The following is a 12934-nucleotide window of genomic DNA, read 5'->3' as shown; positions in this document are numbered from 1 at the left end:
ATGAGTAACTTAATACGTTGTCAAAATGGACATTTATTTTCTGGAAGAAGATATGGGACAATATGTCCATATTGTAATATAGAAACAAATACAAAAGAAAAGCAGGAAACAAAGCAAACAGACGAAGATATAGAAAAAATGTTATTTTTAGAAGAAGAAAATCCTGTTTGTGGTTGGATAGTTTGTATATCTGGAGCAAGAAGAGGAAAAGACTATAAAATAAGAGAAGGTAAAAACTTTATAGGCAGAGCAGATGATATGGATATTCAAATACTTGGAGATAATAAAATAGAAAGAAGAAACCACGCAATAATAGTATTTGATCCTAAAAATAAAGAAACTGTGTTGTTACCTGGAGATTCTAACGGTTTAGTATACTTAAATGAAAATGCAGTATATTCACCAGAAGTTTTGGGAGAAGATAGTGTAATAGAAATAGGAAATAGTAGATTTTTATTTGTACCTTTCTGTGGAGATAAATTTATGTGGACAGATGATGATAAAAATACTAATTAATAGGGAGAAAATATGCAAAGTATAAATTTAAACCAACCTATTTTAATAATAATATTATTACATTTTATATTATTATTACTTATACTAATAAGAATAAAAATACATATGAACAGAAAAATTAAAGAAAAATATGAAGTTGGAGTAAGTATGACCATAGGAAATAGGGAAATACAAGAAGATAACTACGACTTTATAGAAAGTAATAATGGATTTTTAGCTGTGTTAGCAGATGGAATGGGTAAAAATTTTGGAGGCAAAATATCAAGCCAAATAGCAGTAAATACATTTATAGATTTATTTGAACAATTTGATGCTTTTGATAATCCTAATTATTTTTTTCAAAAAGCATTCACATTAGCGAATAGAGAAATACTTAAAAGTTTAGATGATGATAAATGTGGAGCTTGTGTATCTTCAATATTAATAAGAAATAATATGCTTTTTTATTCACTTGTAGGAAATATAAAAATAGCAGTATTTAGAAATGGTGATTTAATACCAGTAAGTACAGGACATACAATAAATATGTTAGCGGAAAATAAATATAAAAGTGGAAAATTGACAAGAGAAAGTGCAATAACCTTATTAGAAGAAAAAAGACTTTACAATTATGTTGGACAAGATGGATTTAAAAATATAGAATTTTTTGATGAGCCAATAAACTTAAAATATGGAGATATAGTTGCATTAATGAGTGATGGTGTATATGAATTTTTAAGCTGGAAAGAAATAGAAGATGAATTAGAAAAAAATTTAGATATACAAAAAGTAGCATTTAATATAATAGAAAAAATAAATATAAGTCAAGACAAAAACAAAGATAATGCTAGTATACTATTAATAAAGATTAATTAATACTAAAAATGAGGGTTTATATGAGAAAAGAAAATAGCGAATTTAATACAAAGTTTATATCAGAAGCAGGAAGTGAATTAAAAAATAATGATTACTTTGCTTTCGTAGAATTAGATAAATATGCTTGTTATGTTATAGCAGATGGTATAGGGAATATGGCCAATATAAATGGAGCTAAACTTGCTATACAAAGTGTTATTTTAAAATTTCAAGAAACCCCATCAATAAGTAAAAATGCAATAAAATCATATTTGAAAGAAGCAAATAAAGAATTTTTTAAAGCAGATAGTAAATTTGCATTAAAAGCATCAATAACAGTAGTAGTATCTAATTATGAAAAAATAAGATATGGACATTTAGGAAATACAAGATTTAGATTATATCGTGGGGGACTATTAAAACAAGAAAGTATTGATATGTCATTTGCAAATGATATAATAAAAGAAGATGGACTTTCAAAAGATTTAATAGCAAAGCACGAAGAAAGAAATAATCTATATTCATATTTGGGAAAAGATAAAAATTTTAAACCATTTATATCTAAAAAAATAAAGCTAATGGATAGTGATATAATAGCATTATATACAAGAGGAATATGGGAAAATTTAGACCAAAGTGAAATAAATGAAGTATTTGAAGAAGCTACAAATGATGCAGAAGAAGTTCTTAACAATATAGAAGATTTAATATTATCAAAACAACCAAAACAACTAGAAAATTATACATTTGCAGTAATATTTGCAGATAAAATATTTAAAGATCCAGAAAGAAAAAGAAAAATTAAAAAGCTTATAAAAGTAAGTATAACAATAGTAGTTTTATTACTTATAATAAGCTTAATATTTTATATTTTTTATAGAAAAAGAGTAAAAAGAATAGAAACACTAAATTTAACATATCAAAATACAATAGAGTACATACAAGATAATAACTATATAAGAGCAAAAGAAGAATGTAATAAAGCGATAGAAGTAGCAGATAAATTAAATAATAAAGAAAAAGTTAAAGATTTAAACAATTATTTAAAATTGATAGAAACAACAATACTTGCAGACGAAGCTTTAAAGTCTGAGAATTACAAAGAGGCACAACAAAACTATATAAACGCAAAAGATAGAGCTAGATATGCAGACAATGTAAATGAAGAATATGTAGATAATAAGTTAAAAGAAACAAAAGATTATTTAAACGTATATGACTATATAAATTTGGGAGATAAATTAAAAGAAACAGGAGATTATGAAGGTGCTGAAAAAAAATACTTGGAAGCTAAAAATATAGCTAGTAATATATATTTTGATAAAGGGAAAGAAAAAGCAATACAATCTCTTGAAAAATTATACGAAGACTGGGGAAAAGCAAAAGAAGAAACAGATAAAGAACAAAAAGATAAAGCGGATAAACAAATAACAGCTTTAGAAATAGTAAAACAAGGAGATGAAAGTTTTAGAAATAGTGATTATGAAGGTGCAAGACTTTATTATACAAGTGCAATAGAAAAGTATAAGGAAATGGAAGATTTAGCACAAGTTGAAGTTTTAAATAATAAATTAACATCGATAGATGAAAAAATAGAAGAAAATAAGAAAAAAATAAAAATAGCAGAAGAGCATGAAAGATTAGCAATAGATTTAAAAGCAGAAAAAAATTTAATAGATGCTAAAAAACAATATTTATTTGCTAAAAAAATATATACAGAATTAAAAAAAGATGATAAAGTAAAAGAAATGGATTCATTAATTGAGCTATTAGATTTAGAAATAGAAGAAGAAAAGAAAAAGTTAGAAGAAGAGCTAAAAAAACAGGAAGAAACATTAAATGAAAAAATAACAGAGCCTATAAATGAAGCAACTTCTGAAACATCTGAAAGTAAGATTTAAATATATGAATAAGATAAAGGAGAAATCATGTATAATACAATTGAAATATATTGGAATGGAAATAAATCTAAGGTAAATATATATGAAAAAAATATTGAAAATATAAGTTATGAGATAAATAAAATTAAAACAATGACAGATTTTAAAGCAAAAAATGTTGTAAAAATAATATTAAGATTAGATGAAAATATAGAAAATATACAAAAAGAATTGAAAAACTGGGGATTATGTAAGTCTAAAGATATTCATAATTTTTATAGGAATATAAAAATTAGAGAAGTAATAAATGATGTTCAATATAGATTTTTAAGTTTTTATTATTTAGGAATAGAAAAATTTGAACAAAAAGAGAAAAATAAACAATTAATTTTAACATTAAGGCAAAGGGCAGATAAGTTAAATTGGATAGGCGTAAATGAAAAAGAAGATAAAATATTAAATGATGAATATAAGACTTTATACCATATAAAAAAATGATAAAAGATATATTTTAAAGTAATAAATTTATATATTTTTTTGAAAATAGTCTTAGATTATATTTATGTAAAAATTTCAATGATAATATTACAATAAATATTTATTATATAATTATAAACTATAATATAAATTATTTATATAGAATATATTTAAATTTTGTATAAATTTTTAATAATGAAGGTTTATAATACTTATAAAGTTTTATGACAAATTTGTTATTAAGAATAAGAAATATGTTTTTAATAAATTAAAATCCTAATATATTAATATTTTTTTATCAAATATATAAAATATAGATGATTAAAAAATAATAGTTAGAACTTTTTTTACTTTTTATAATTTATAAAATAAAAAGATAATTATTATGAATTAGATAGAATAAATAGTATTTGTGAATACAATTATTCTAATGAAGTTTAAAAAATATTTAAATAATTAAAGGAAATAGTTATGGAAGAAGAATATAAAAAACATATAAAACATCCAAGTTTTAAAAGTATAATAGAGTATGATTTTAACTTCGAAGAATATATGGAAAAAAGGCTAAAAGACATAGAAGATATAGAAGAAAGAAAATTTGCAAATAAATATGTAAGAGATATATTTCAAAAGGTAATAGAAGTTACAGAAAAAAAGTATGAAGTTTTAGAAAAAAGTATATATGATGAATTTAAATTATTAGATGAAAAATATGGAATAAATATGACATTAACTAAAAAAGAAAATTTTTCATATACAAATGATACATTATTTCCTATGTGTTATGAAGATTTAGAAGAAAAAGAAATTAATTTATCAAATCTAATTAACGATAAGGAATATATAAAAACAGTATTTTTTGAAGGTACTGAAAAAGATATGCAAAATTTTAAAAATAAAGTTATTGAAGGAAGATTATATACTTCTACAGGAGAATATAATTGCAAATTTAAAATATCAAGAGCTAAAAGATACTTTAAAAAAGTAGTAAATTTATATGAACTATTTAATTATAATTATATTCTTTGGACAACTATAAATATGGCTTTTGTTGATAGATTGTATGATATATATTTAGAAGAAATAAAAGAAGATATAAATATAGATTTAGAAAAAAGTATTGTAGAAAATGTAGATATAAATTTTAATAAATTAAAACTAGATAGTTTTACAAGTATAAAAGAAAATTTAATACCTATATGGAATGTAGAAGAAATAAAGTTAAACAGTGCAGAATTTATGAAGCCTTTTATAGATGAAAAATATTATGAACACAATATAGAATTAAAAGAATATGGGCTAGAAAATGGATATTTATTAGGAATAAATGATGATATATATTCATTAAAATTAGAAGAAGATAAAATAATAGTAAAATCTTCTGTAGAAGCATTTGAAAATTGGATAGCATATAAAATAGTAAATAAAGAACCAATAAAAAGTATTGGTTATGACTATGATATGTTAAATAATAAAAAGAAAGAAAATTTTACAAGAAGATATTTAAGTAATAATAAAATAACATTAAAAACAGAATTTGATTATATAAGAAGGATAAACGAATTATATATTGAAAAATACATAGAGTATGTAGGATATGAAATACTATCAAGTGATTATATTAATAAATTTAAAATATATGAAAATGATATGAATTTTTTTGAAAAAGAAAATGTATTTGCATATGATGATAGAAAAATATTATTATTTAAATTTAAAATATTAAACAATAAATGTTTTTTTACAGATTCTATAATAAGATTTGTAATATCACAAATACAATTAGAAGAAAGTGATTATAAATGCATAGGAGTTTCTTCTGAATATGAAGTAGAAAAAATAATAAAAGAGGAAATATACTAGAGGTAATAATTATGAATTATACTTGGGAAGTAGCTATAAAAGCAGATAAAAGTAACATAAAAAGAGAAAACTTAAATTATAAACCAACAAGATATGGAAGTCCATATATGGAAGTGGCTTTTGAAAATATAAATACAAGACAAATAGAAGAACATATAATAGAAGTAAATCCATTATATAGATTTCAAAATATATTTATGGAATTATTTGATATTAATCTAGAAAAATATAAAGATACAAGAGAATATTTTTTCGATATATTTATGCAATATATGATACAATTAGATTTAAGACAAGGATATAGTAAAAAAGAATATTATTATAAATTTATATTAAAAGAAATATTAAATAAATTTTATAGCAACCAAAACATAGAAGCAATAAAATGTTTTAATAAGGAAGAAGTATATATAATATTTTGTTTTGTAGTAAGGTTATATAATTGTGGAAGTTCTGTATTTTTATTTAAACAAATAATGAGAAAACTATATAAAAAATCAATAGTATACGCAAGTAATGACTATGTAGATGAATATTTAATATATATAGGTAGAAAAGAAACAGAAAAAGAAAGACAAAAAATAAAATTTATAGTAGGTATGTTTTTACCTATAAATTTTAAAATTCATTTATTTTGGGAAAATCATTTTGGTATAATAGACGTAGATGAAACAATGAAAATAGATGAAATATCAATATTTTAGAAAGGAAAAAATAATGGGAAAAGGTTATATATTTAATCCAAATATAGAGAATAAAGAGTTAAATAAGTATTATAAAGAAGATTTGGAATTAATGACATTATACAAATTAAGAGAAATATGTAAAAAAGAAAAAATAATAAGTGGTGTAATAAATCCTTTGGATAAAGAAGAGCTAATAAGGCTTATTTTAAGATATAGAGGAGGATATAAAGGGCTACTTATAAAAAATGAAAACGTAGAAGGTATAGAAAAATTAGAAACCTTAATAAAAAATACAAATCAATTTTATGAAAACAATTTATTAAATTATAATTCTAAAATAGTAGTGTATGAAAATTTAGCAACAAAATTTTATGATAATATAACTTTAAAATATAACCCATTATTTATAAATACAAATGCAATAGTAATAAGCGAAAATAAAATTTGTGGAATATTTAATGTAGAACAAAAAGGCAATGATAAAGACAAGCTATATTTAACAAAAAGTAATAAAATACAATGTAGAGAAAGTAAAACTAAAAACTATAAAATACTTTTTATGGGAAAAGATACTTCTGAAAAAGTATATAAAATATATAATGGTGAGTTAAGTGAAAAATTGCAAGTAAAATTTTATTGTATGCCTCTTTTAAGTTTTGAAGTAAAATCTCCATTAAAGGTAAGTATGCCCTTAGCAATAGATTTTGGTACTGTAAATACTACAATAGGGTTATATTTAAATGAAAATTATTTTGAAGAAAGAGAATGTAACCTAAATAAAAATAATGTAAATTATGTAAAATTTTATGATATTCAAAATAATTATAAAGAAATGCCTATCTATCCAACAATAATAGCAATAGATAGTTTAGAAGATGATAAGGTAAAATATTTATTTGGATTTGAGGCAGAAAAATTAGTCAATGCAAGTTATATAGATGAAAGTTTTTGTATATTTTATGACGTTAAAAGATGGATATCAGATTATGAAAAAGAAGAAGAAGTATATGATAAAAATGGAAAACGTTCATTTATAAAAAGAAAAGATATGTTAAAAGCATATTTTGAATATTTAATAGAAGAAGCAAAAAATTATTTTAAAATAGATATAGAAGAAATACATATTTCAAGCCCAGTTAAGCAAAAAAATTTATTTAATAAACTTTTTAAAGAAATATTAGATGAAAAAATATTATCTTCAGAAGAAAGTATAGATGAAGGTATGGCAGTATTATATAGTATTGTTTCAGAAATGATTAGACAAAACAAATATGAAGATTTAAAAGAATATAAAGCATTAATAATAGACTGTGGTGGTGGAACAACGGATATATGTAGTTGTAAATTTTCAATAGAAGATATAAAAGTATCATATAAAATAGATATAAAAACATCATATGAAAATGGAGACACAAATTTTGGTGGAAATAACTTAACTTATAGAATAATGCAAATATTAAAAATATGTATAGTAAATAGTCTAAATAGTAATGTATGTATGAATTTTTCAGATATTTTAAATTCATTTGATTTAGATATATTTAGGTTTGTAGATAAAAATGGAGTTAAAAAATTTTATGAATTAATTGAAATCGAATATGAAAAAGCAGAAAAAGTTTTACCTACAAAATTTAAAAATTTTGAAAATTTAAGCAAAGAAGAATATTATAAAGTAAGACATAATTTTTATTATTTATATACAGTAGCAGAGAGATTAAAAAAATTATTTTATAATAAAATAGGAACATTAAAAGTATTGGCTAGTTGTAATGAAAGTGAAATTATAGATAAAAATACAGAGCTTTTATTGTTAGAGAAATGGAAGCTATCAAAATTTACACAAAAAGGCTTAGAAACAATAAAAGAAATATCAAACATAAATTTTAATGTATTTGAGATAGAAGTAATATTAAAGGCTGATATTTACAATATAATAAGTAAATTTATGAATACTGTATTATCAAAAAATAAATTTACTGATTTTTCTGTAATAAAATTAACAGGGCAATCTTGTAAAATAGAACTTTTTAGAGATAGCTTAAAAGAATTTATACCGGGAAAATATATTCAATTTAAAAGGACAGATAGAGATTTAACTAACAATTTTGAATTAAAAATGACTTGTATAGATGGTTGTGTAAAATACTTATATGATAAAAGGTATGGGCTTGTAAAAATAAACATGGAAACAGAAGTACCTTCATTACCATATAAAATAACAGGATATACACATAAAAATGAAGAAATAACATTAATAAAAGCTTTTGATAAAGAATGTAATGTGGGTATGTTATCAAGAAATATAACAGATTTAACACTAAAATTATACTTAAAAGATATAGAAGATAATGAAAAATATAGCTATATAATACAATTTAAAAAACAAGACTTTAGATATATTCAAAAAGAAGATATAATAGAAGAAACAAAAGGTAAAATAACTCAAAGATTAACAGATGATATAATAGAATATGAAGTAAGATTTTTTGTATGGAGTATACCTGAAGATATAGGCTTTAAAGTGCTTCCTATATATAGAGAAAATGAAAATCTTTATATAGGCATTGAAAAATTTGTAAGTTATGAAAATGAAAATTGGATAAATAACTTTTTTGATGGATTAAAATAATTATAGAAAAGGATGAAGAAAGTGGAATTTTTATATCCTAATTTTGAAAGGCATAGTATATTAAAAAAAGAACTATTAAATTCTTTAAGAGATTATAGTATAGAATATTTACAAGTAAAATATGATAAATATACAAAAGGAATAATAACAGGATTTGATATAAAAATACTAGAGGATAAGTATATAGAAATATCAAAAGGGATAGCAAAATTTGAAAATTTTATATATATAGCAGATAAAAAAGCAAAAATAAAATATAGTGAAACAAATAAATTTAAAAGTTTAAAAATTATACTAGAAAAAGATACAAGAATAAAAGATTATGATAAATATATATTAAGCTATAAATTAGATGAAAATTTACAATTAAATGAAAATGAAATTGAAATATGTAGGTTTAAGCTAATGGAAGGATTTGATTTAAGAGATAAACATAAAAGTTTTGATGATATAGAAACAGAATTTGATACAATAAATTATTTAAATTCAACCTGGGCTGGAATAGAAAGAGAAAGTATAAATCCCTACATATTAAAAACATTTGCAAAAGAGGCAATGCAAAATAAATTAATAAATATTGAAGATATTGTATTTTGTTATACTTGTATTAATGAAGAAAAGGCATTAAATATAGAGTTAGTAGAATATTATTTAAAAAATAGACAAAGTTTAAAAAATAAAGAAAAGTTAACAAAAGTAGAAATATATAAATATTTACAGCTAACATTAAATGATATAAAAACAAAAAAAACTAATAAAGAAGATTATTTTGAAGATAATAAAATATTAATATTATAATTTCAATTATATTTTAATCTATTATTATAAGATATTAAAACACAAAAGAGAGGTATATTATGTCCTATTGTATATATATAATAGAAGATGACAAAAATATAGCAGAACTTTTAGAAATTGCTTTAAAAAGTTATGGTTATAATGTTCATTTATTTGATAATGCAGAAGATGCTATAGAAACATTAAATAAATATACTCCAGATTTAATAATATGTGATATTATGTTACCTGGTATAGATGGAATAAGTGCTATATCTATAATAAGAAACAATAAAAAGTTTAATACAACTCCTATAATTATGCTTACAGCTAAAGATAGTGAGCTTGATAAAATAAAAGGATTAGATAGTGGTGCAGATGATTATATAACAAAACCTTTTAGCGTTATGGAAGTAATGGCAAGAATAAGGGCTCAATTTAGAAAAGTTAATCAATTTAAAAATACTACGGAAAGTAATTTAAATGAAATAGTATTGGGTCATATAAAATTAAATAAATTATCAAGAGAAGTTTTTGTAAGTGATAATTTAGTAGAATTAACATTTAAGGAATATGAATTATTAAAATATCTTTTGGAAAATAAAAATAAACCTTTATCACGAGAAGAAATTTTAAATAATGTATGGGGATATGAATATTTGGGAGAAACAAGAACTGTAGATATTCATATTAAAACTATAAGAAGAAAATTGTTAGATGCTGAAGATTATATAAAAACTGTTAGAGGCATAGGTTATAAAATTAGCGAAAAATAGGTGATATTATTTGAAAAAATTTATTATAAGGATATATTTAATAATAACATTAATAATATTATTTTTATCTACATTTATTTTAGTCTTTTTTAATATTAGTGATTTAAAAAAAAATGAAAGAAATGATATATTAAAAACTTTAAATATTATTGAACATTTATATAATACAAAAAGTGAGTGTAATATTAATTATTTATTAGAAAGTTTTAACATTAAAATAAATATAATTGAAAAAAACGAAAATACTGTAAATTTAATTATTGACAAAATTTATAAGAATAAAACTAAAAATAATACATTAGATATAAATAATATTTATGAAAATTTTTTATATAATAATAAAAATTTATACTATATAAAAGAGTATGATAAAAATATAATAATTATATATAAAAAATTTGATATTATACCTATTATATTAAGGGATAGTATATTATGTAGTTTTATTACACTAATTTGTGCTATTTTTATATATATAATTTTAAAAAACTATGTGTATAAAAATATAATTTTACCTTTACAAGAAATATCACAAGAAATACCAAAGCTGAAAAATAAAAATGAAAATTTGAAATTTAAAACTTATAAATTTGAAGAAATAAACATTATATGTAAACAAATAAAATATATAGAAAATGATTTAAAAAGTATTGGAGATATGTTAAAGATTGAAAAAAATAAAGTAGATTATATTTTAGATAATATGTCAGAAGGCTTTGTTTTATTTGATAAAAATAAAAATGTATTTTCTATAAATAAAATGGCAAAAAAAATATTTAATTGTAACAAGAATAATTTAGGTGAAAATATATTATATTATACTCAAAATATAAAATTACTTGAAAATATAGAAAAAGTTTTATCTACAAATCAAAAAAATATATTTGATATAAAAACAGAAGATAATAAAACATATTCTATACATATGAGTAAAATACAAAAAGGTATATTTGAAAAAGGAAATAGTGGAGTAATAATGCTTATGATAGATGTTACTGCTGAGAGAGAAACTGAAAAATTAAAACAAGAATTTTTTTCTAACGTATCTCATGAATTAAAAACTCCTATAACATCTATACAAGGTTATGCAGAATTATTGTATAATGATTTTGCCATATCTAGAGAACAAGAAAAAGAATTTTTAAAAATAATACAAAAAGAAAGCATTAATATTACAAATCTTATAAACAATATTTTGACTATATCTAAATTAGAAAATAAAGAAATAGAAATAAATAAATCAGATATAAATATTAAAACTATTGTAGATGAAATAATTAATTCTACTAAGCCAATGTGTATAGAACAAAATATAACTATAAAAAATAATTGTGATAGTATAACAATGTTAGGAGATTATAAAAAAATTCATCAATTATTTAATAATCTTATAGTAAATGCTATAAAATACAATAAAAATAATGGTTATGTAGAAATAAATTGTTTTAAAGATGAAAAAAATATAAATATTATTATAAAAGATTCTGGTATAGGAATACCTCTTGTTGACAGAAATAGAATATTTGAAAGATTTTATCGTGTAGAAAAAGGTAGAAGTAAATCCTTAGGTGGAACTGGTTTAGGATTATCTATAGTAAAACATATAGTAAAATACTATAATGGAAAAATTAAAGTTAAAAGTACGGAAGGTTTTGGAAGTGAATTTATTATAAAAATACCTATAAATAAGTAATATTAAAAATCATTTCTAACTCATATAAAATATATCTATGATTTTAGAAGAAAATAGTGCTATTGTATAATTAAAAAGGAATATATAATAAAAATTTATTTATAAAAAGATATGGAATAAAAACATATCTTTTTTGCAATTTATTTATTAATAGGAGATGATTGTATATGAAAAGAAAAATTATTTTAAATTTAGCAATGAGTTTAGATGGTTATATAGCAGATATTAATGGAGGATTTGAATGGATTAATGGTTATGAAGATTGTAATTTAGATACTAAAAATAAATTTGATTTTAATGAATTTTTAAACCAAATAGATATTGTTGTTATGGGTAAAAAATGCTATGATCAAAACTTACATAAAGCTTATAAAGATAAAAAAGTTTATGTTGCTACATCAAGTGATTTAAAAAACTATGATAATATTCACTTTATAAAAGGGGATATTGTTAATATAATAAAAAAAGAAAAGGAAAAAGAAGGTAAACATATTTATTTGTTTGGAGGGGGAATAGTCTTAGATACTTTTATTAAAGAAAATATAATTGATGAATATATAATAGGAATTATTCCAACTATATTAGGAAGTGGGAAACCTTTATTTTTAGGAAAAAATGAAAAAATAAATTTAAAATTAGAAAATTATTTTATTGATAATGGAATTGTAATATTAAAATACTCTAAAAAATAGTAAAATAGATATAAAATAATAAACTGAATATATTAGGATAATGTTTATAGAGCATAATTTATTATTGAAATGTATAAAAATAATTGAAAAAAATATATATTTATAGTATAA

General features: G+C 20.7%; 11 protein-coding genes. All 11 read left to right on the top strand.

From position 1 onward, the window contains the following. The 11 genes from NBW53_RS05570 to NBW53_RS05520 all read left to right on the top strand — a co-directional run bounded on the left by NBW53_RS05570 (position 1) and on the right by NBW53_RS05520 (position 12823). Positions 1-516, top strand: coding sequence for an FHA domain-containing protein (locus NBW53_RS05570; RefSeq protein WP_250277271.1), 516 nt, complete (start codon positions 1-3; stop codon positions 514-516). A 12-nt stretch (positions 517-528) separates the two neighbouring features. Continuing rightward, positions 529-1371: a PP2C family protein-serine/threonine phosphatase gene (locus NBW53_RS05565; protein WP_250277270.1), complete on the top strand. Its 843-nt coding sequence runs from the start codon at positions 529-531 to the stop codon at positions 1369-1371. 20 nt (positions 1372-1391) lie between these two features. Further along, positions 1392-3251, top strand: coding sequence for a PP2C family protein-serine/threonine phosphatase (locus NBW53_RS05560; protein ID WP_250277269.1), 1860 nt, complete (start codon positions 1392-1394; stop codon positions 3249-3251). Positions 3252-3278: 27 nt separating this feature from the next. Beyond that, the gene (locus tag NBW53_RS05555) at positions 3279-3728 is read left to right on the top strand and encodes a hypothetical protein (protein ID WP_250277268.1); all 450 of its coding nucleotides are present in this window, start codon (positions 3279-3281) and stop codon (positions 3726-3728) included. Between the two features lie 450 nt (positions 3729-4178). Next, positions 4179-5570 carry a hypothetical protein gene (locus NBW53_RS05550; protein ID WP_250277267.1) on the top strand — a complete coding sequence of 464 codons (1392 nt, stop codon included), beginning with the start codon at positions 4179-4181 and terminating at the stop codon, positions 5568-5570. Between the two features lie 11 nt (positions 5571-5581). After that, positions 5582-6274 (top strand): hypothetical protein, encoded by a 693-nt coding sequence (locus NBW53_RS05545; protein WP_250277266.1) that lies wholly within the window; start codon positions 5582-5584, stop codon positions 6272-6274. 13 nt (positions 6275-6287) lie between these two features. Further along, a complete protein-coding gene (locus tag NBW53_RS05540; protein WP_250277265.1) occupies positions 6288-8885 on the top strand; it encodes an acetate and sugar kinases/Hsc70/actin family protein in 2598 nt (865 codons plus the stop codon). A 21-nt stretch (positions 8886-8906) separates the two neighbouring features. After that, the gene (locus NBW53_RS05535; RefSeq protein ID WP_250277264.1) at positions 8907-9683 is read left to right on the top strand and encodes a hypothetical protein; all 777 of its coding nucleotides are present in this window, start codon (positions 8907-8909) and stop codon (positions 9681-9683) included. 59 nt (positions 9684-9742) lie between these two features. Then, complete coding sequence (locus tag NBW53_RS05530; RefSeq protein ID WP_250277263.1) at positions 9743-10438, top strand: response regulator transcription factor; 696 nt, start codon at positions 9743-9745, stop codon at positions 10436-10438. A 10-nt stretch (positions 10439-10448) separates the two neighbouring features. Then, on the top strand, positions 10449-12131 hold the full coding sequence (locus NBW53_RS05525) for a sensor histidine kinase (RefSeq protein ID WP_250277262.1): 1683 nt from the start codon (positions 10449-10451) through the stop codon (positions 12129-12131). A 167-nt stretch (positions 12132-12298) separates the two neighbouring features. Then, the gene (locus tag NBW53_RS05520; protein WP_250277261.1) at positions 12299-12823 is read left to right on the top strand and encodes a dihydrofolate reductase family protein; all 525 of its coding nucleotides are present in this window, start codon (positions 12299-12301) and stop codon (positions 12821-12823) included. Positions 12824-12934: the final 111 nt, after the last annotated feature.

The organism is [Clostridium] colinum, from assembly GCF_940677205.1.
Lineage (GTDB): Bacteria > Bacillota > Clostridia > Lachnospirales > CAG-274 > Tyzzerella > Tyzzerella colina.
Note: the sequence above shows the minus strand (reverse complement) of the source record. Positions and strands in the feature narration are given on the sequence as shown.

Excerpts from the sequence above, each read along its gene's own strand:
- NBW53_RS05530 (WP_250277263.1), top strand. The coding sequence starts at position 9,743 with ATGTCCTATTGTATATATATAATAGAAGATGACAAAAATATAGCAGAA.
- NBW53_RS05555 (WP_250277268.1), top strand. The coding sequence starts at position 3,279 with ATGTATAATACAATTGAAATATATTGGAATGGAAATAAATCTAAGGTA.
- NBW53_RS05570 (WP_250277271.1), top strand. The coding sequence starts at position 1 with ATGAGTAACTTAATACGTTGTCAAAATGGACATTTATTTTCTGGAAGA.
- NBW53_RS05560 (WP_250277269.1), top strand. The coding sequence starts at position 1,392 with ATGAGAAAAGAAAATAGCGAATTTAATACAAAGTTTATATCAGAAGCA.
- NBW53_RS05550 (WP_250277267.1), top strand. The coding sequence starts at position 4,179 with ATGGAAGAAGAATATAAAAAACATATAAAACATCCAAGTTTTAAAAGT.
- NBW53_RS05545 (WP_250277266.1), top strand. The coding sequence starts at position 5,582 with ATGAATTATACTTGGGAAGTAGCTATAAAAGCAGATAAAAGTAACATA.
- NBW53_RS05540 (WP_250277265.1), top strand. The coding sequence starts at position 6,288 with ATGGGAAAAGGTTATATATTTAATCCAAATATAGAGAATAAAGAGTTA.
- NBW53_RS05565 (WP_250277270.1), top strand. The coding sequence starts at position 529 with ATGCAAAGTATAAATTTAAACCAACCTATTTTAATAATAATATTATTA.
- NBW53_RS05520 (WP_250277261.1), top strand. The coding sequence starts at position 12,299 with ATGAAAAGAAAAATTATTTTAAATTTAGCAATGAGTTTAGATGGTTAT.